Below are 18,961 nucleotides of genomic sequence, written 5' to 3'. Positions count from 1 at the left end.
ACCACGCCTCGCTCTTCTGCGCTCAACTGTCGATATGTTCTCGTCATGCAACTCCTCTGTGGATTTGGAAGTGTTGCACTTGGTCCTTGAATCCGCCCCTTCATTTCATAGAAAAGGCTGAAAAAAGCCAGCTAGCTGCAGAATTTCGTAAATCGACGGTTTGCAGTGGTGCCTCGGAACCCGCATGGATTAAGGAAGGGGACTGAGTGTTGACACTTTCATTCCCGTCAACTTTATTTCGCCGGACGCTAAGCTCGTTTTACCTTTTCGAGGGGAGGGGCTCATTTAGCCAGTGTGGATTTCGCTGACACCTAGTGGCTGTAGCATACAAAGAAGCATTCGTCGCTCTTCAGATGGGAGATTGAGAGGGGGGAGGTTACGAGGTCATAAGATGGCAGTGTACGACATAGGGTCCTTCACGCTATTAATGCGTAGCCATAAAAGTAGCGCTTCTTGCGGCGAAACTTCAAGAGAATCAATAGCGTGTAACTCGTGAAAATTGAGGGTCATTTATGCTTGAAAAATACAAATTAAATGTTGAAATGCCCCATGGGGGCCAATCGGGGTGTTGTAAAACGAAGGAATAAGCATCGGTTATGCCTGATTTTTACGCGTGAATTACCTAACTTGTCATCTGCGGTACATCGCCTGAAGGTCACCATGAACGAGGCAGACACGCACGTCCCGCTTTCCGGCCAGCTCGGATTCGGTTTTGAGGGCGCACCGGCGGCGCCGGAGCCTTCCCGCCCCCGCAAAACCCGAACCGCCTCTCCTGCCGAACCGGCCGCTGCGCTGGCGCCCGAAGCCATGGCGCGCCTACTCGACAGCCATGCCGACTACCGCGTGCTCAGGCGCTTGCCGGTGGTGACGCAGTTTGCGCACCAGGCGACCGGCCCGGTCACACGCGTGTTGATCCTCGACACAGAAACGACGGGGCTCGATGCCTCGCGCGACCGCATCATGGAGCTGGCCCTGCTCAGTGTCGATGTGGAAACTGCGACGGGGTTGCCGACCGGCCGCGTCGAGGTGTATGACGGCCTGGAAGACCCCGGCATGCCGATACCGGCGGAGATTCAGGCGCTGACCGGCATCAACAACGACATGGTGCGGGGCCAGCGGCTTGACGAGCAGCGTGTGACTGACATGCTCTCCGGCGCCGACCTGGTGCTGGCCCACAACGCCGGCTTTGACCGGCCCTTTGCCGAAGCGCGCCTGCCGCACTTTGCGCAGCGTCCCTGGGCCTGCTCGTTTGCCGATCTGGACTGGAAAAAGGAAGGGCGCAGCTCGGCCAAGCTCACGCAACTGGCCCTGGAGCTGGGCTGGTTTTATGACGCGCACCGCGCCGAAATGGACTGCCGAGCCCTGCTCGCGGTGCTGGCCAGCCCGTTGTCGTCCGGACAGACTGGCCTGGCTTGCCTGCTCGCCGCGTTTGGCCAAACCAGCTACCGGCTGCAGGCCACGGCTGCGCCGTTTGAGGCCAAGGACCTGCTCAAGGCCAGGGCTTACCGCTGGGATGGCACGAACCGGGTGTGGCACACCCGCCTCGGCGATGAGGCCGCCCTGCAGGCCGAATGTGACTGGCTCAAGGCCGAGGTGTACGCCAAGCGGCCTGCGCAGGTTCAGGTCGAAGAACTTGATGCCGGCGTGCGTTACTCGTTGCGCCCCGGCAAGCGCATCTCGCGGACGCTCTAGGCCGGATTGCTGCGCTGCCAGATGATGCAGCGGTTGTTGGCGGGCATGGCGCGGTCGTCGAGCAGCACCAGCCCGGCACGTAGCGCCAGTGCATCCACGTCTTCAAAATCACGCAGGCCGCTGGCCGGGTTGCCGGCGCGCAGCGAGGCATCAAAACGCGCATTGCTGTCGCTGGTGAATTGCCCGCCGTAGTTGAAGGGCCCGTACACCATGAACAGGCTGCCCGCCGGCATGCGCCGCCCCAGTTCAGCAAAAAGCTGTTGAACTTCAGGCCAGCCCATGATGTGCAGGGTGTTGGCGCTGAAGACCGCGTCAAAAGCCAGCGCGGGCCAGGCCTGCCGCATGTCGACCTCGACGGGCGGCGGGGTGTTGGGCAGGCTGGCTTCGTCCAGCCAGAGCCGGATGCCGGGCAGGTTGCCGGCGACATCCGAAGCCTGCCAGCGCAGCCAGGGCAGGGCAGCCGCAAAATACGCCGCATGCTGGCCGGTGCCGCTGCCGATTTCCAGCACCTGGCGGCGGTCGGCGAAGCGCTCGCGCAGGACGGCAAGTATCGGGTCGCGGTTTCTGTCCGTGGCGGGGGCATAGGGTTTGTCCATGATGTGCCGATTGTCGCCGCCGGGAACTTGCTAACCGATACCGGTGTCCCTGCAAGGTGAGACGGCGCCATGTATAACGTCAGGCAGTTCGCCGGGAAATTTCCTGATCGCGGCGCCGGTGTTGCACACCCCACAAGGACGACATTGCCATGAACACCCTCAAAACCCTGCTCCTTTCACTGGTTGCGCTCTGGCTGGGCGGCTGCTCCGTGTTCCCCATCAGTTCCGTCAAACCCGGCATGACGCGAGAAGAAGTGGTGGCCACCATGGGCCCGCCCAACGCTGTTGTTGACCTGCGGCCGGGTACGCGATTGCAATACTCCGGCCAGCCGGGCGGGCAGTTTGCTTTCATGGTGGACCTTGATGCTGCTGGCCGCGTCGACGGTGTGCGGCAGGTGCTGACCGAAAAGGATTTCGAACGCATAACACCCGGCAAGTGGACCGAGGCCGATGTGCTGCGCGAGTTCGGCCCGCCGGCACTGATTGGACGGGTGGGCTCGTGGAAGGGTGACATCCTGACCTACCGCTGGTACGGCATGCAGGACATGTTTTACTGGGTTTACCTCGACAACGGCCGGGTGGTGCAAAAGGCCCATGCCGGCGTGGAAGAGCGCCCGAGCATGGTGGTCGACACGCCCTGAGGCGGCACGCCTTCAGGCTTTCTTGAGCGCCAGCGCCGCTTCGTAGAGCTCATTGCGCGGCGCGCCGGTGATGTCGGCCGCCAGCTTGACAGCGGTCTTGAGCGGTAATTCTGCCAGCAGCAGTTGCAACACCCGGTGACCATCGTCGGCCGCCTCGGGTTTGTCTGCCGGGTGCAGCACCAGCGCGAACTCGCCGCGGGTGCGCTGGCTGCCCGCCGCCAGCCAGGCACTGAAGTCTTGCGCCGCCACGGTGGCGATTTCCTCGAACTGCTTGGTCAGTTCCCGACCCACCGTCACTGGTCTGGTCCCCAGCGGTGCCATGGCGCGTGCCAGCGCCTCGATGCGATGCGGTGCTTCCAGAATCACGATGGCCCGGACATCGGCCTGTAGTGCCAGCACGGCCTGGTCGCGTTCCGCCGCTTTGGACGGCAGAAAACCGGCGAAGACAAAACCCGCGTCGCCGCTGATGCCCGCCACGCTCAGGGCGGCGGTCACGCTGCTGGCGCCCGGCAGCGGCAGGATGGCCAGCCCGGCGGACCGCACGGCCGCCACCAGACGCGCGCCGGGGTCACTGACGGCAGGTGTGCCAGCATCACTGACATAGGCCACACGTTCACCGCGTTGCAGGCGCTCGATCACGCCGCCGGCGGCCTGCGCTTCGTTATGTTCATGCACCGGCAGCAGGGGTTTGTCGATGCCGTACTGGCGCAGCATGGTCTGCGTATGGCGGGTGTCTTCGCAGGCGATGGCGTGTACCAGTTGCAGCACATGCAGGGCGCGCAGGCTGATGTCGGACAGGTTGCCGATCGGCGTGGCCACCACATACAGCGCAGCTTCGGGATAATGCTGCATCCCTGCTGCGGCGCGTGCGGCAGCCAGAGCCTGGTCGAAGGAAGAATTCAATGTGGTTTTCCAGAAAACAGCTTGCAAAAGAGCCCGGCGGCGGCGCCAGCGCGGCCGGTGCAGAAAATCAGCCCGGCCAGATTACCACCAAGCGGCTCGGTGACGCCGCCGAATCGCTGGCACGGGCCCACTTGATGCGTGCCGGCCTCAAGCTGATAGAGGCCAATTACCGGACGCCAGGTCGCGGCGGCGGTGAGGTGGACCTGATCATGCGCGCGCCCGACGGCACCCTGGTGTTTGTCGAGGTGCGCCAGCGCAAAAGCAGCTCGCACGGTGGCGCCGGTGCCAGCATAGGCGCCACCAAACGCAAGCGCATTATTTTTGCCGCGCGTCACTACCTCGTACGTTTTACCAGCGCGCCGCCTTGCCGTTTTGACGTGGTGCTGATTGAAGGGCGGCCGGATGTGTCTGAAGCGCCGACGATTGAATGGCTGCGTGGCGCTTTCGACGCGGATTGATGCAGGTACTGCTTGTGATCGGCCCCGACGCCCCGATTTTGTAACCATGCATTGCGCTGAGCGGTCTGTGGGCCGGCATGCGTGATTTCCAAATGTCTGACCCGGTATCATTGTCCCATGCTTGAACAACGCATCGAACAGCACTTCATCGACAGCGCCGACCTGAAATACCAGGCTGCACAAATCCTCTCCAAACCCATTGCTGCCGCGGTCCAGGCCATCCTGGCCAGCGTCACCAGCGGTGGCAAGGTGCTGGCCTGCGGCAATGGCGGCTCGGCCGCCGACGCCCAGCATTTCGCGGCCGAGTTTGTGGGGCGTTTTGAGCGGGAGCGGCCCGAGCTCGGCGCGATTGCATTGACCACCGACAGCTCCATCCTTACGGCCATCGCCAACGATTACGATTTCAGCGTGATCTTTTCCAAGCAGGTGCGCGCGCTCGGCGGTGCGGGTGACGTGTTGCTGGCGCTGAGCACCAGCGGCAACTCCGCCAATGTGCTGGCGGCGATTGAAGCGGCGCACGAACGCGAGATGACCGTGGTGGCGCTGACCGGAAAAGGCGGTGGAAAGATGACGTCCGCGCTGCGGGAGACCGATGTGCATATCTGTGTGCCGCATGACCGCACGGCCCGAATTCAGGAAGTTCATCTGCTGGCCCTTCACTGCATCTGTGACGGCGTGGATGCCCAATTACTTGGTGACCAGGAAAGTCCTTGATGAAATCAACTGCGAAAACACACTCCCTCAAACGCCTGCTTCTGACGGCCTGCACCGCCGCTGTGCTTGGCACCTCCCTGACCGCCTGTTTTCCGCTGCTGCTGGGCGGCGCAGCCGGTGGCGCGCTGGTGGCGATTGACCGCCGCACCTCGGGCGCACAACTGGAAGACGAGGGCATCGAGTTGCGCGCCATGGCCCGCCTGCGCGACAACATTGGCAGCCGCGCGCGTGTCAGCGTGACCAGTTACAACCGCCAGGTGCTGCTGACCGGCGAGGTACTCAACGAGAACGACAAGAAGCTGGTCGAGCAGGTGGTCTCACGCGTCGAGAACGTCAACGGCGTGGTCAACGAACTGGCCATCATCGACAGCCCGTCGCTGGTGCAGCGTTCTTCAGACGTGTTGATCACCGGTCAGGTCAAGGCTTTGTTGATCGATGCCAAGGACCTTTACGCCAGTGCCTTCAAGGTGGTGACCGAGCGCGGCACGGTGTACCTGATGGGCCGCGTGACCCAGCGCGAGGCCGACCGCGCCACCGAGATCGCGCGCGGCGCCCGTGGTGTGCAGAAGGTGGTGCGTATTTTTGAGGTCATCAGCGAGGAAGAGATGCAGCGCCTGCTGCCACCGACGGCCCGGCCCGCGCCCCGCTCCTGAGCGGCGTGTCCCTGATGAAGCCGGCTGCGAGCCGGCTTTTTTGTGTGCGTTGAAGATCTATTTCAAGCGCTTTATGAGACTGGACGTGTCCCAGCGCTGGCCACCCAGGGCTTGCACGTCGGCGTAGAACTGATCCACCAGCGCGGTGACGGGAAGCCGTGCGCCATTGCTCTTGGCTTCATCCAGCACCAGGCCCAGGTCCTTGCGCATCCAGTCCACCGCAAAGCCGAAGTCGAACTTGTCCGCCACCATGGTCTTGCCGCGGTTGTCGAGCTGCCAGCTTTGCGCCGCGCCCTTGCCGATCACGTCCAGCACCTGGTTCATGTCCAGTCCGGCCTTCTGGCCGAAGGCGATGGCCTCGCTGAGGCCCTGCACCAGGCCGGCGATGCAGATCTGGTTGACCATCTTGGTGAGCTGGCCGGCGCCGCTGGCGCCCATCAGCGTGAAGGCTTTGGCAAACGCCATGCCGGCCGGCTTGACGGCGTCGAAAGCTGCGGCGTCACCGCCGCACATGACGGTGAGCGCGCCGTTTTGCGCGCCGGCCTGGCCGCCAGACACCGGCGCATCGACAAATTGCAGCTTGAGCGCCTGCGCCGCGGCATACAGCTCGCGCGCCACGTCGGCTGACGCGGTGGTGTGGTCCACAAAAATTGCGCCCGGCTGCATGCCGGCGAAAGCGCCGTCCTGGCCCAGCGTCACGCCACGCAGGTCGTCGTCGTTGCCCACACAGCAAAACACAATCTCGGCGCCTTGCGCCGCCTCACGCGGCGTAGAGGCATGTTTTGAGGCACCAGCCCCTGCGTACTCTGTGCACCATGCTATTGATTTAGTAGCGGTCCGGTTGTAGACGGTGACGCTGTGGCCAGCCAGTGCAAGGTGGCCGGCCATCGGGTAACCCATGACGCCAAGGCCGAGAAAGGCGACTTTGCGGGCGGGGGCGGATTCGTATGTTTTGGGGTTGGTGCTGCTCATGATGTGGTTGCTGCAGGAAAAAAGAGGAGGGCGTAGCGAGCGGGCTTCAGGCGACGCGTGTGGCGCACAGCCACCGGAACGTCCTTCAGGTACGTGAGGATGGCGAGCACCGCGCAACGAGGCATCAAGCCCGCGCGAGGCCTAAATGATGGCCATGTTTTCTGTGCCGGCGGCCAGGTCTTGCGTCTTCGCGCGCTGCGAGTTGAGCTTGATCTGCAGCCGCAGGTCGTTGACCGAGTCGGCGTTGCGCAACGCGTCCTCGTAGGTGATCGTGTTGGACTCGAAGGCATCAAACAGCGCCTGGTCAAAGGTTTGCATGCCCAGGTTGCGGCTCTTCTTCATGATCTCCTTGATCACGGAGACCTCGCCCTTGAAGATCAGGTCGGAGATCAGCGGCGTGTTCAGCATGATTTCCACCGCCGCCACGCGGCCCTTGCTGTCCTGCTTGGGCACCAGGCGCTGCGAGATCATGGCTTTCATGTTGAGTGACAGGTCCATCAGCAACTGGGCGCGGCGTTCTTCCGGGAAGAAGTTGATGATGCGGTCCAGCGCCTGGTTGGCGCTGTTGGCGTGCAGGGTGCACAGGCACAGGTGGCCGGTTTCGGCAAACGCAACCGCGTGTTCCATGGTCTCGCGGTCACGCACCTCGCCCATCAGGATCACGTCCGGCGCCTGGCGCAGTGTGTTTTTCAGCGCGGCTTCCCAACTGTCGGTGTCCAGGCCCACTTCGCGCTGCGTGACCACGCAGTTTTTATGCGGATGCACAAATTCCACCGGGTCTTCGATGGTGATGATGTGGCCGAAGGACTTTTCATTGCGCCAGTCCACCATGGCCGCCAGCGTGGTCGATTTGCCCGAGCCGGTGGCACCCACGAGGATACACAGGCCGCGTTTGGACATCACCACGTCCTTGAGCACCTGCGGCACGCCCAGGCCGTCGATGGTCGGCAGGGTCGCCGGAATCACCCGCATCACCATGCCGACCTTGCCCTGCTGGATGAAGGCGTTGACACGGAAGCGGCCCACATTGGGCGGCGAGATTGCAAAGTTGCACTCCTTGGTGCGCTCGAACTCGGCCGCCTGCTTGTCGTTCATGATGGCGCGGGCCAGGGCCAGCGTGTGGCTGGCGTTGAGGGGCTGTGGCGACACCTTGGTGACCTTGCCGTCCACCTTCATGGCCGGCGGAAACTCCGCCGTGATGAACAAATCGCTGCCGTTGCGGCTGACCATCAGCTTGAGAAGATCGTTGATGAATTTACTGGCCTGGTCGCGTTCCATGTGTTCTCCAAATTGGCTGCTGCAGGCACTCAGGCCAGGAGCATCTTTTCGCTGTTAACGGGCTTGTTTAGCCGGGGAAATTTTCGGGAATCTTGGCCTTGCCGCGCGCTTCTGCGGCGGAAATGATGTTGCGCTTGACGAGATCGGTCAGGTTCTGGTCCAGCGTCTGCATGCCCACGCTGTTGCCGGTCTGGATCGACGAATACATCTGCGCCACTTTGGCTTCCCGGATCAGGTTTCGGATGGCGCTGGTGCCCAGCATGATCTCGTGCGCAGCGACGCGGCCCTGGCCGTCCTTGGTCTTGCACAGGGTTTGCGAGATCACGGCCTGCAGCGACTCGGACAACATCGCGCGGATCATGTCTTTTTCTTCGGCCGGGAACACGTCGATGATCCGGTCAATGGTTTTGGCCGCGCTGGAGGTGTGCAACGTGCCGAACACCAGGTGACCGGTTTCGGCGGCCGTCATGGCCAGTCGGATGGTTTCCAGGTCGCGCATCTCGCCGACCAGGATGGCGTCCGGGTCCTCGCGCAGCGCGGACTTGAGCGCAGCGCTGAAACTCAGCGTGTGCGGGCCGACCTCGCGCTGGTTGATCAGGCATTTTTTGGACTCATGCACAAACTCGATCGGGTCTTCCACCGTCAGGATGTGCCCGTATTCGGTTTCGTTGAGGTAGTTGACCATGGCCGCCAGCGTGGTCGATTTGCCCGAGCCGGTCGGACCGGTGACCAGTACCATGCCGCGTGGCTTCATGGCCAGGTCGCCAAAAATCTTGGGCGCGTTGAGCTGCTCCAGCGTCAGAATTTTCGAGGGAATGGTCCGGAACACCGCGCCGGCCCCCCGGTTCTGGTTGAAGGCATTGACCCGGAAACGCGCCAGGCCGTCGATCTCGAACGAGAAGTCGATCTCCAGGAACTCTTCATAGTTCTTGCGCTGGGTGTCGTTCATGATGTCGTACACCATGGCGTGGACCTGCTTGTGGTCCAGCGGATCGACGTTGATGCGCCGCACATCGCCGTGGACCCGGATCATGGGCGGCAGGCCGGCCGACAAATGCAGATCGGACGCCTTGTTCTTGACGCTGAAAGCCAGCAGTTGGGTAATGTCCATCCCGGGGATCCCTCTTGAGTTTACAGTCGGATTATGACCATGATTGTTGACAAGCTCCAAGCTGTGCGTGACCGCATGACCACGGCCTGTTTCGCATCCGGGCGCAATCCGGCCAGTGTTCGGCTGCTGGCGGTGTCCAAGACCTTCGGGCCGGACGCGGTGATGGCCGCCATGTCTGGCGGGCAGTGCGCCTTCGGCGAGAACTATGTCCAGGAAGGCGTGGAGAAGATTCTTGCGGTTCGCGAACTGCTTGGACGGGAATCAGATGGCCTTAGTCCGTCGGATTCCAGCCATTCTTCCGGGGGGCCATCCCCGCGCGCGTTGCCCCTCTCCAGCGCTTCGGAGTGGCATCACATCGGCCCCCTCCAGAGCAACAAGACGCGGCTGGTGGCGGAGCATTTCGACTGGGTGCAGTCGGTGGACCGGCTGAAGATTGCGCAGCGCCTGAGCGAGCAGCGCCCCGCGCATCTGCCGCCGCTTCAGGTCTGCCTGCAGGTCAACGTCGATGGCGGCCCGACCAAGGCCGGTGTGCGACCCGAGGAGGCACAGGCGCTGGCCGCAGAGGTGGCGCGGCTGCCCCGGCTGCAGTTGCGCGGGCTCATGTCCATTCCTGAGCCTGCTCCTGATTTCATAGCTGCTTGCGCGCTCCACCAAAGGGCTAAAGACCTTTTTGATCAAATAAACAAGGCCGGCGTGCTGCCGCAGCCCCTGGACACCCTGTCGCTCGGCATGACGGCCGACCTGGAATCGGCCATTCATGCGGGCAGCACCATGGTGCGTGTGGGAACAGCGATTTTTGGCGGCCGTTAGGCCCCCACGCGTGTCATTGCGGGCTTGACCCGCAATCCATGTCGCACTGATCTGCGGCGGTGTTGGGTACGCGGGCATGGATCCCGGATCAGGTCCGGGATGACAGGCACCGGGTGTGTGCAGACGGCTGCGCCCGCGCTTACTTCTTGGGCCCAGCTACCGGTTTGACCGCACCGCAGTCAGCCGACAGCCATTTGGCGGATCCGTCCAGGGTCATCTTCTCGGGTTTGCCTTTGACGCTGGTGGTCGTCACCATCTTCATGGTGTAGGCCTCGTTGCTGGTGAAGGTGATCTGCCCTTCACCGCTGGACGGCGGTTGGGTGCAGACGAAGCTGATTTTCTGGGTGTTGCCCACACGCGGCGAAGCGGTGCTTTTGCAGTCGCCTTGCTGCGCCTGCGGCATCTCGTTGCGCTCGGCCATCTCTTTGGTGATGCAGACCTTCATGGCGATGCCGCCGCCCGCGCCAGCGCCCATGCTCATGCCCTGTTTGGCCATCATGTCTTCCATTTGCTTGCGCTGCGCCGGCGGCATGCTGGCCATCTGCTGCTGCATCTGCGCCATGGCCTGGTCCATCTCGGCCGAGCCGCCCATTTTGTTGTTGATCTCCCACAGGCCCGGTTTGGTGCTTTGGGCCAGGGCGGGCTGGCTTGCGATCAACAGGTCGATCAGGCCGGCGCAGGTCGCGATCCAAGGGCGGGATAAAAAGGGGGTCATGGCTGTCCTCCAGAAAAAATCAGCGAACGAAACGCCCGCCGCGTCCGATGATGGTCAAGTCGGTGTAACGCGAGCCTTCGTGGTTTTTCGGACTGTAGTTGACGCTGAAGCCGCCCATGTTGACATCACGCATGGACTCCAGGCCGCTCACCAGGGTCTCGCGGGTCAGTGTTTTGCCGGCCCGGCGCAGGCCCTCGGTAAACACCTTGGCAGCCAGAAACCCCTCCATGCTGGAGAAGTCAAAGTCGGTGTTGCCGGCTTCGGTCATGCGCTGCTGGTACTCGCGCACCACGGCCGAGGACGGGGTGTAGGGGAAAGGCACCACCTGCGAAATCGTCACACCGGCGCCGGTGTCACCGAGTTCGGCCGACAGCGCGGTGGAGCCGACAAAACTGACATTGAAAAACTGCCCGCCGTACCCTTTGCCGCGCGCCTGTTTGATCAGGGCAGCGCAGGACTTGTAGGCACTGATTTGAATCACCGCCTCGGGCGATGTTTTCAGGATCTCGGCCAGCGCGGCAGCCACGTCCACGGTATTGCGCTCGACCGTCACAGTGGCGGCGGGTTTCAGGTTGCGCTTGGTCAGGGCGCGCGTTACGCCTTCCAGCCCGGCCTTGCCGTAGGAGTCGTTCTGGTAGAACACCGCGATTTTCTTGATGCCCAGCGTGCTCAGGTGCTGCACGATGCTTTCGGTCTCGTCAAAGTAGCTGGCGCGCACATGGAACAGGTTGCGGTTGAAAGGTTCACGCAGGGCCTGGGCGCCGGTGAAGGGGCCGATCAACGGGATGCCGGCCGCGTTGATGGCGGGCACGGCCGCCAGCGTGGTGGGTGTGCCGACCGAACCGATGAGCGCAAACACCTTGTCCTCTTCGATCAGCGCCTTGACCGCAGCGGCGGCCTTCTCCGGCTCATAGCCGTCGTCGCGCGAGATCAGCCGGATGCTGCGGCCATTGACGCCGCCTGCTGCATTGACCGCCTTGAAGTGCGCCAGCATGCCCAACTGCATGCGTTTGCCCAGTTCTGCGGCCGGACCGGTCTGGGCCGCAAACTGGCCGACCAGAATTTCCCGGTCGGTGACCCCGGTTTCCGCCGCATGGGCGGGTGCCATCAGAAGGCTTGCCAGCAAAGCGCAAATGGCCCATCGGGCTTGCATATTGATCATGGATTTTTCCTTAAAGGTGCGCCAGATGACTCAAAGCTCCTTTTGCCGAAACGTATGCAAGCCCGCACATGGCGCAACTTGAACTTAGTCCAAGTGCCGGCCAGTGGCAAGGCGGTCGCACCCGAACGGCGTGAACTATGGGGCAAATTCACCCAAAGGACGGGTTGGGCGTGGCTTTTCTGTTGCTGTTCCTACACACCCAGCGCCAGTTGCGTGCTGCTTTTGATTTCTTCCATCACGGCATAGGTGCGCGTTTCGCGCACGCCGGGCAATTGCCACAGCGCGGTGCCGGCAAACTGGCGGTAGGCCGCCATGTCGGCCATGCGGGTCTTGAGCAGGTAGTCAAAGCCGCCGGCGACCATGTGGCATTCCATGATTTCGGGATACACCTGCACCGCCGCCTTGAAAGCCTCAAACACATTCGGCGTGGTGCGGTCCAGCAGCACCTCGACAAACACCGTCATGCCGGCGCCCAGCTTGAGCGGGTTCAGGCGCGCCTCATAGCCCAGGATGTAGCCGGCGCGTGTGAGGCGTTGCACCCGCGCCAGTACGGCGGTGGGCGACAGCGCCACCGCCTCGGCCAGCTTGAGGTTGGCGATGCGCCCGTCGTGCTGGAGCACATTCAGGATCTTCAGATCGATGCGGTCAATATCCGCGGGCAGTTCGGTCATGGTAGTGAATTGTTCTGAAAAGTTATATGAATTTAGCGATAAATTTTAGACAACTCAAGACAACATGGGTTTTTTGCCAGCTTCAGGAATTTTCATGATCCGCCCGCAACATCTGCCTGACCCCTGCCGCCCGGAATCTGCCATCGTGGCGCGCCACTTGCAGCAGCTTTCCGGCGCTCTCGACTGGGCCTCTGCAGTGCCGCTCGCTCTGCCCTGGGTGCAGGCGGTGCGAAAAAATCCACCGCCTTTCTGGGCCATGGAAAGCCTGCTCAGGGAGTACCCGATCAGCAGCAACGAAGGTTTGGCCCTGATGCGCCTGGCCGAAGCGTTGTTGCGTGTGCCCGACGCCGAGACCGCCATTGCCCTGACCGCTGACCAGCTGGGCCGTGCCGACTTCGACGGCGCCAGCGACGGCGTGATGGCCCGCCTGTCGGCCTCGGCGATTGCCCTGTCCAAGAAATTTTTGCCAGAAGACGGCCAGAGCAGTGTCATGAGCAAGCTGGGCGCACGGACCGTGGTGGCGGCCACCTTGCGCGCAGTGCAGTTGCTGGGCCGGCAGTTTGTGCTGGGGCAGGACATTGGCGAGGCGATGAAGGAGGCCGACGGCGCAAGAAAACTGGCCCCCACGCTCCCCGCTGCGCGTGGTTCGCTGCCCGGCGGGGGGGCTGCGCTTGCTTGGGGCGACCCGGCGCGGCGCGCGTCCTCCAACCTACGGTTCAGCTACGACATGCTGGGCGAAGGCGCGCGCACCGCGACCGATGCACAGCATTACCTGGCGAGCTACGAAAACGCTATCAAATCAATAGCTGTTAATGCTCGTCCAGAAAGGGCGTGTGAGCACAATGACGGTATTTCCATCAAGCTCAGCGCGCTGCACCCGCGTTACGAAGACGCCCAGCACGCGCGAGTGCTGACCGAGCTGGTGCCACGCGTCTGGGCCCTGTGCGAACTGGCGGCCCGTGCCAACATCAGCCTGACCATCGACGCCGAAGAGGTGGACCGGCTGGAGTTGTCGCTGGCCGTGTTCGAAGCACTTGCGGCGCGCGTGGCGCAGCAGCATCCGCAGTGGCGCGGCTTCGGGCTGGCGCTGCAGGCCTACCAGACGCGAGCGCTGGATCTGGTGATGCACGTGATCACCGTCGCCCGCCGCCACAAGCTGCGCCTGATGTGCCGCCTGGTCAAGGGTGCCTACTGGGATTCGGAAATCAAGCGCGCCCAGGAGCTGGGCCTGCCGCACTACCCGGTGTTCACGCACAAGCAGCACACCGACATTGCCTACCTGGCCTGTGCGCAGGCGCTGCTGGGCGCGCCGGATGCCATCTATCCGCAATTTGCCGGTCACAACGCCGGGACGATTGCCGCCATCATTCAGATGGCTGGTTCCGGCCAATTTGAATTGCAGCGCCTGCACGGCATGGGGGAAGGCATTTTTCGCGAAGTCCTGAAAAATCCCGCCATCACCTGCCGCGTGTACGCCCCGGTCGGCGCACACCGCGACCTGTTGGCCTACCTGGTGCGGCGCCTGCTGGAAAACGGCGCCAACTCCTCGTTTGTGCACCAGCTCGCCGACGAGTCGGTGGGCATGGACCAGTTGCTGGGCTCGCCGCTGCATCTGGCGATCCCATCGTCCCTGCCGCTGCCGCCGGATCTCTACGGCCCCGGCCGCCGCAACAGTCAGGGCCTGGACCTGGCGGTGGCCAGCATGCGTGCGCCGCTGCTGGCCGCGCTGGCGACCAGCGCTGTGCCGACAGTGCTGGCATTCGATGCCAAATCGGCCTCCAGCTCCTTGGCGGTGGGGGTAAACAGCTATCAAAAATGGAGCAAAGTGCCGGTGACCGAACGTGCCGCCGTGTTGCGCCGCGCCGCCGATGCGCTGCAGCAGCAGCTGCCGCACTTCTGCGCGCTGCTGGTGAAGGAAGCCTTCAAGACCTGGGGCGACGCGGTGGCCGAGGTGCGCGAGGCGATTGATTTTTTGCGTTATTACGCCAGCGAAGCCGAACGCATCATGGCGCCCGTCGCGCTGCCGGGGCCGACCGGTGAAAGCAACGAGCTGCGCCTCAAGGCACGCGGTGTCTGGGTCTGCATCAGCCCCTGGAATTTCCCGCTGGCGATTTTTACTGGCCAGGTGGCTGCCGCGCTGGCCACCGGCAATGCCGTGCTGGCCAAACCGGCCGAACAAACGCCGGGCGTGGCCTCGGAAGCGGTCAAGCTGCTGCACGCCGCTGGTGTACCTGAAGGCGCGCTGCAACTGATGCACGGTCCCGGCGAGACCGTGGGTGCCGCGCTGGTGGCCGCGCCAGGTATTGCCGGCGTGGTGTTCACCGGCTCAACCCAGGTCGCCAAAATCATCCACCGCGCGCTCGCGGCCAAGGACGGCCCCATCGTGCCGCTGATTGCCGAAACCGGCGGCATCAACGCCATGCTGGTCGACAGCACCGCCCTGCCCGAGCAGGTGGTGGATGCGGTGGTGCAAAGCGCGTTTCGTTCGGCCGGCCAGCGCTGCTCGGCGCTGCGTCTGCTGTGTGTGCATGAGGGCATTGCCGACAAAGTGATCGCGATGGTGCAGGGCGCGCTGCAGGAACTGGTGGTGGGTGACCCGGCCGACCTGGCCACCGACGTCGGCCCCGTGATCGACCGCGAGGCCTTTGACAACATCGGCCAGCACCTGCAGCGCCTGCGCTCAGCATCAAAAGTGCTTTCAGCCCATACGGGACTTGCGCGAGCAGCTCCTGATTCAATAGCAAATCTGATCGCCCCGGTGATTGTTGAAGTCGGCAGCGTGAGCGACGTCAGGCACGAAATTTTCGGCCCGGTGCTGCAAATTGTGCGTTGGTCCGGCGACCCCGCCGCCGTGATCGAAGAGATCAACGCGCTTGGCTACGGCCTGACCCTGGGGATTCAGACCCGCATCGACGCGCGCGCGCAGGCGTTGGCTGCGGCGGCCCATGTCGGCAATGTTTATGTGAACCGCAACATGATTGGCGCGGTGGTCGGCGTCCAGCCTTTTGGTGGCGAAGGCCAAAGCGGCACCGGCCCCAAAGCCGGCGGCCCGAACTACCTGGTCCGCTTCTGCACCGAGCAGACAGTGACGGTCAACACCACCGCGGCGGGTGGCAATGCGGCCTTGCTGGCAGGGATTTGAGCTCCTGACCGGATTTGACGCACCTGAATTCATGCGGCATGATGGCATGAATGTTTGAAAGGATGCGCCATGCTCAAGGAAGTCGGCGCCAGCGGCCAGATATCGCTGGGTAAAAAATACGCGGGCCAGTTGTTTGATGTGGTGTTCTACCCGGATGGCCGGGTGGAGCTGGTGCCCATGAAAGCGGTGCCTGCCGTTTACGAAATCAATGCCGCATCTGTGCCCAGCCGCGCTCAGGAAGAGGCCGGCACTTATCGTGTCGGCGATGGCTGGCTCACCCCCGAGCGGCTGGCAGCACGCAAGGCGGCGCAGGAGCGCAGCCCGGAGGAAATCGAGCGATTGGCCGTGCAGTGGGAGGCTGACAACAAAGACACGATTGCTGCCTATAACGGTCGGATCGAGCGTGAGGGCAGCATGGGCTGGCGCATTTACGAATGGCGCAAGAAGCAGGCGGCCCTCAAGGCTCCGGGCGCGGAGCCCGGCTGATGGCGCAATTCGATGTTTATCCGCATCCCGTGGAAGAGTGGCGTGACCTGTCACCTTATGTGGTCGATATACAAAGCGACCTCGTGCGTGGCGTGCGCAACCGCCTGACCATTCCCCTGACGCATCTCTGGGTGGAATCGCCCACCGAACGCCTGGCTCCGGTCGTCCAGGTCGAAGGCAAGGCGCTGTTCCTGGATACCCTGGATGTGGTGGCTTTTTCATCCGCTGACCTGCGGGGCCCGTTAGGCAACTTGCGTAGCGACGCACCACGCATCTGGTCAGCCCTTGACTACGCTTTGCACGGCTACTAGGGCCTGTTGGTACTATTAGGTTTTGAGCATCAAATCAGCCTCTGGTCCATAAACAGCGGGCGCAGACAGCTACTAAATCTATAGCGCTTTCCGCTGATCCCGCTGTCTCCTCAGCGTGAATTCTGCGGCAAGCCCCGGATAAAAACCTCCAGCTCCTCAATCGGCAGCGGTTTGGAGAATAAATAGCCCTGAAAACAATGGCAGCCGTGGCGCGCCAGGAAGTCGCGTTGGGCTTCGGTCTCCACGCCCTCGGCCATCACGCCCAAGCCCAGGCTTTGAGCCAGACCGATGATGGTGCGCGCAATCGCCGCATCGTTGGGGTCGGTCAACACGTCCTTGACAAAGCTGCGGTCAATCTTGAGCTGGTCCAGCGGCAGGTATTTCAGGTAGGACAGGGCTGAATAACCGATGCCAAAGTCGTCGATGGACAGCGTCACGCCGGCGCTTTTCAAAATCCCCATCTTGGCAATCGTCACGTCCATGTCCTTGGCCAGCAGGCTCTCGGTCAGCTCCAGCTGTAGCCGATGCGCGCTGATACCGGCCTGGTCGATGGCCTTCATGACCATCTCGACAAACTCGGGGTGGCGAAATTGGCGCACGCTGACGTTGACTGCAATGCCAAACTTTTCGGTTTCGGCGCGTTGCGCCCAGACGGCGAGCTGGGCGCAGGCGGTTTCCAGCACCCATTGACCCAGCGGCAGGATCAGGCCGCTGTCTTCGGCCTGCGTGATAAAGCTGTCGGGCGCCACCAGACCGCGCTCCGGGTGGCGCCAGCGCACCAGCGCCTCGGCGCCCACCATGTCTCCGTCGCGGCCGACCTGGGGCTGGTAGTGCAGCACAAAGTCCTCGTTACGCAGGCCTTGCCGCAGCTCGGAGGTCAGGGCCGCGTTGGCGGTGACAACGGCCTGCATGCCAGGGTCGAAAAAGCAGATCGCGTTGCGCCCTGCGGCTTTGGCCTGGTACATCGCCAGGTCGGCCTGCTTGAACAGGTCGCCGACGTTGTGCTGATGCTGGTTGAACAAGGTGATGCCAATGCTGCAGGTGCCGTCGTAGTCGTAGCCGGCCAGGTCGCAGGGCTCGCACAGCGCAGCGAGGATTTTCTGGGCGACGATTTTTGCCTTGACCAAGGCGATCTGGGGGTCGTCGCCCAGGTCTTCGAGCAAAACCACAAATTCATCGCCGCCCAGCCGGGCCACGGTGTCGCGCAGCCGCACGCAGCCGTTCAGGCGGACCGCCACTTTTTGCAGCAGCAGGTCGCCGGTGGCATGCCCGCGGGTGTCGTTGAGCACTTTGAAGTTGTCCAGGTCGATAAACATCAGCGCCCCGCTCTTGTCGGGGTTTTCTGTGTGCGACAGGGCCAGGCGCAGATTGCTCATCAGCAACTGGCGATTGGGCAGTTGCGTCAATGCATCGTAAAAAGCCAGATGTTCAATTTCTTCTTCGGAGGCCTTGCGCTCCGTGATGTCGCGCGCCACAGCGACCCAGTGCGTGAGCCCGCGATTGAAATAGTCGACCGGCACGATGTCCAGCTCCAGCCAGAACAGGCTGCCGTCTTTTTTGTAGTTGATCAGCTCCGCGCGCACCGGCCGCGCCTTTTGCAGCGCCAGCCGGATGCGGTCGAGCTCGGCGCGCTGCGTGCGCTGACCCTGCAGCATGCGCGGCGATTTTCCGACCACTTCGGCCCGGCTGTAGCCGGTATGGCGCTCAAACGCGTCGTTGACAAACACGATGCGCGGGCCAGGTGTGTCGACAGTGCCGGCCTCGGTGATCAGCACAATGTCGTTCAGCCGCGAGATGCTGGTTTGCAGCAGCAGCAATTGCTCTTGCGACTGACGCCTTTCGGTGACATCGCGCAGGTAGAGCGCCAGCCCCTCCTCAAACGGGTAGGCCCGCAGTTCCAGCCATTTGCCCGGTACCGCGCAGAAAATTTCAAACTCCCGATGGGTGGTGTTTGTCAGGGCCGCAGTCAGGTTCTGGCGCAAGGATTCTTGCCGGTTGTCGTCCAGCACTGTCCAGATGGGTTGGCCCAGCAGTTCCCGGCTTTCGCGGCGCAGCAGGCGCTCGCTCTCGGGGTTGACATAGGTCAGCAGGCCGTTCCGGTCCAGCGTGACGAAGGCGTCGGTGATGCTGGCCAGCGTCGTGCCCAGCCGCATGGTCAGGCTTTGGGTTTCCTGTTCGGCGTGTTTTTCGGCGGTCAGGTCTTTAACAATGCCCGCTAGATGCGTCAGCGCGCCCGACGCATCATGCTCGGCCTCACCCACTGCGCGCACCGTCACAACCTTGCCGCGCGCCGTGACGACCTGCACCTCCTCGTCAAAGGCGGTGCCGTGATTCAGGCAGGCTTGCAGCGCGAGAGTCATGCGCTCGCGCGAGCCTGGCGCGAAAATTTTGGGGAAGTGCTCCCAGTCGGGCGCCGGCGTGACAGGCAACTCCAGCAGCCGGGCAAGTTGCGCGCTCCACAGCAACTGGCGCTCCGGCAATGCGAGTGTCCAGGTGCCCGAACCTGTGGCCCGCTCCAGCAACGCCAGCGCAGCTAACCCCGAGCCAAGCTCGTCCGGTGCATCCGTAAACAAGGCGCGCTTGCGTTGAGAGGGGGCGATGGGTGGCATGTCGGGCAAAGGTAACACGCGCATCAGCCGCGTCGCT

18 protein-coding genes are annotated in these 18,961 nt (G+C 62.9%); 9 read left to right on the top strand and 9 right to left on the bottom strand.

Annotation, left to right across the window (positions count from 1 at the left end):
* Window positions 1-660: 660 nt before the first annotated feature.
* Window positions 661-1,692 carry a 3'-5' exonuclease gene (locus ACH2CW_RS09845; RefSeq protein ID WP_395057568.1) on the top strand — a complete coding sequence of 344 codons (1,032 nt, stop codon included), beginning with the start codon at window positions 661-663 and terminating at the stop codon, window positions 1,690-1,692.
* Here ACH2CW_RS09845 and ACH2CW_RS09840 read toward each other — a convergent pair.
* Window positions 1,689-2,291: a DUF938 domain-containing protein gene (locus ACH2CW_RS09840; RefSeq protein ID WP_395057580.1), complete on the bottom strand. Its 603-nt coding sequence runs from the start codon at window positions 2,289-2,291 to the stop codon at window positions 1,689-1,691. The two genes, ACH2CW_RS09845 and ACH2CW_RS09840, sit on opposite strands and share 4 nt — an antisense overlap.
* A gap of 146 nt (window positions 2,292-2,437) precedes the next feature.
* On the opposite strand from ACH2CW_RS09840, the gene ACH2CW_RS09835 reads away from it, so the two are divergent.
* Complete coding sequence (locus tag ACH2CW_RS09835; RefSeq protein WP_395057566.1) at window positions 2,438-2,929, top strand: hypothetical protein; 492 nt, start codon at window positions 2,438-2,440, stop codon at window positions 2,927-2,929.
* Between the two features lie 12 nt (window positions 2,930-2,941).
* On the opposite strand, the gene rsmI is transcribed toward ACH2CW_RS09835, so the two are convergent.
* The gene (gene rsmI, locus ACH2CW_RS09830) at window positions 2,942-3,781 is read right to left on the bottom strand and encodes a 16S rRNA (cytidine(1402)-2'-O)-methyltransferase (RefSeq protein ID WP_395057578.1); all 840 of its coding nucleotides are present in this window, start codon (window positions 3,779-3,781) and stop codon (window positions 2,942-2,944) included.
* 50 nt (window positions 3,782-3,831) lie between these two features.
* Here rsmI and ACH2CW_RS09825 point away from each other — a divergent pair, with 50 nt between their 5' ends.
* The 3 genes from ACH2CW_RS09825 (at window position 3,832) to ACH2CW_RS09815 (ending at window position 5,657) form a co-directional block, all read left to right on the top strand.
* Window positions 3,832-4,290, top strand: a complete 459-nt coding sequence (locus tag ACH2CW_RS09825) for a YraN family protein (protein WP_395057564.1) — start codon at window positions 3,832-3,834, stop codon at window positions 4,288-4,290.
* A 117-nt stretch (window positions 4,291-4,407) separates the two neighbouring features.
* Window positions 4,408-5,004: a phosphoheptose isomerase gene (locus tag ACH2CW_RS09820; RefSeq protein WP_188709777.1), complete on the top strand. Its 597-nt coding sequence runs from the start codon at window positions 4,408-4,410 to the stop codon at window positions 5,002-5,004.
* Complete coding sequence (locus ACH2CW_RS09815) at window positions 5,004-5,657, top strand: BON domain-containing protein (protein WP_395057562.1); 654 nt, start codon at window positions 5,004-5,006, stop codon at window positions 5,655-5,657. The genes ACH2CW_RS09820 and ACH2CW_RS09815 overlap by 1 nt, the downstream gene beginning before the upstream one ends.
* A 57-nt stretch (window positions 5,658-5,714) precedes the next feature.
* On the opposite strand, the gene ACH2CW_RS09810 is transcribed toward ACH2CW_RS09815, so the two are convergent.
* The 3 genes from ACH2CW_RS09810 to ACH2CW_RS09800 form a co-directional block, all read right to left on the bottom strand.
* A complete protein-coding gene (locus ACH2CW_RS09810; RefSeq protein ID WP_395057560.1) occupies window positions 5,715-6,629 on the bottom strand; it encodes an NAD(P)-dependent oxidoreductase in 915 nt (304 codons plus the stop codon).
* A 141-nt stretch (window positions 6,630-6,770) separates the two neighbouring features.
* Window positions 6,771-7,907 (bottom strand): PilT/PilU family type 4a pilus ATPase, encoded by a 1,137-nt coding sequence (locus ACH2CW_RS09805; protein ID WP_395057558.1) that lies wholly within the window; start codon window positions 7,905-7,907, stop codon window positions 6,771-6,773.
* Window positions 7,908-7,974: 67 nt separating this feature from the next.
* On the bottom strand, window positions 7,975-9,018 hold the full coding sequence (locus ACH2CW_RS09800) for a type IV pilus twitching motility protein PilT (protein ID WP_395057556.1): 1,044 nt from the start codon (window positions 9,016-9,018) through the stop codon (window positions 7,975-7,977).
* A gap of 33 nt (window positions 9,019-9,051) precedes the next feature.
* On the opposite strand from ACH2CW_RS09800, the gene ACH2CW_RS09795 reads away from it, so the two are divergent.
* Complete coding sequence (locus ACH2CW_RS09795; RefSeq protein ID WP_395057554.1) at window positions 9,052-9,828, top strand: YggS family pyridoxal phosphate-dependent enzyme; 777 nt, start codon at window positions 9,052-9,054, stop codon at window positions 9,826-9,828.
* Window positions 9,829-9,967: 139 nt separating this feature from the next.
* On the opposite strand, the gene ACH2CW_RS09790 is transcribed toward ACH2CW_RS09795, so the two are convergent.
* From ACH2CW_RS09790 to ACH2CW_RS09780, 3 genes are all read right to left on the bottom strand, one after another.
* The gene (locus ACH2CW_RS09790; RefSeq protein ID WP_395057552.1) at window positions 9,968-10,543 is read right to left on the bottom strand and encodes a DUF3617 domain-containing protein; all 576 of its coding nucleotides are present in this window, start codon (window positions 10,541-10,543) and stop codon (window positions 9,968-9,970) included.
* Between the two features lie 19 nt (window positions 10,544-10,562).
* The gene (locus ACH2CW_RS09785) at window positions 10,563-11,696 is read right to left on the bottom strand and encodes an ABC transporter substrate-binding protein (RefSeq protein ID WP_395057576.1); all 1,134 of its coding nucleotides are present in this window, start codon (window positions 11,694-11,696) and stop codon (window positions 10,563-10,565) included.
* Window positions 11,697-11,896: 200 nt separating this feature from the next.
* Complete coding sequence (locus tag ACH2CW_RS09780) at window positions 11,897-12,376, bottom strand: Lrp/AsnC ligand binding domain-containing protein (protein WP_395057550.1); 480 nt, start codon at window positions 12,374-12,376, stop codon at window positions 11,897-11,899.
* 94 nt (window positions 12,377-12,470) lie between these two features.
* On the opposite strand from ACH2CW_RS09780, the gene ACH2CW_RS09775 reads away from it, so the two are divergent.
* The 3 genes from ACH2CW_RS09775 (at window position 12,471) to ACH2CW_RS09765 (ending at window position 16,315) form a co-directional block, all read left to right on the top strand.
* Window positions 12,471-15,518, top strand: a complete 3,048-nt coding sequence (locus tag ACH2CW_RS09775) for an L-glutamate gamma-semialdehyde dehydrogenase (protein WP_395057548.1) — start codon at window positions 12,471-12,473, stop codon at window positions 15,516-15,518.
* A 69-nt stretch (window positions 15,519-15,587) separates the two neighbouring features.
* Window positions 15,588-16,004: a hypothetical protein gene (locus ACH2CW_RS09770; RefSeq protein WP_395057546.1), complete on the top strand. Its 417-nt coding sequence runs from the start codon at window positions 15,588-15,590 to the stop codon at window positions 16,002-16,004.
* Entirely contained in the window at window positions 16,004-16,315 is a 312-nt protein-coding gene (locus ACH2CW_RS09765; RefSeq protein ID WP_395057544.1) for a CcdB family protein, read from the top strand. Before ACH2CW_RS09770 ends, ACH2CW_RS09765 begins: the two co-directional genes overlap by 1 nt.
* 110 nt (window positions 16,316-16,425) lie before the next feature.
* On the opposite strand, the gene ACH2CW_RS09760 is transcribed toward ACH2CW_RS09765, so the two are convergent.
* Window positions 16,426-18,948 (bottom strand): EAL domain-containing protein, encoded by a 2,523-nt coding sequence (locus ACH2CW_RS09760; protein WP_395057542.1) that lies wholly within the window; start codon window positions 18,946-18,948, stop codon window positions 16,426-16,428.
* Window positions 18,949-18,961 lie beyond the last annotated feature (13 nt).

It is taken from the genome of Polaromonas sp. (genome assembly GCF_043778355.1).
Classification (GTDB): Bacteria; Pseudomonadota; Gammaproteobacteria; order Burkholderiales; family Burkholderiaceae_C; genus Polaromonas.
The sequence above is the reverse complement of the archived record's forward strand: the minus strand, read 5'-3'. Positions and strand labels throughout refer to the sequence as shown.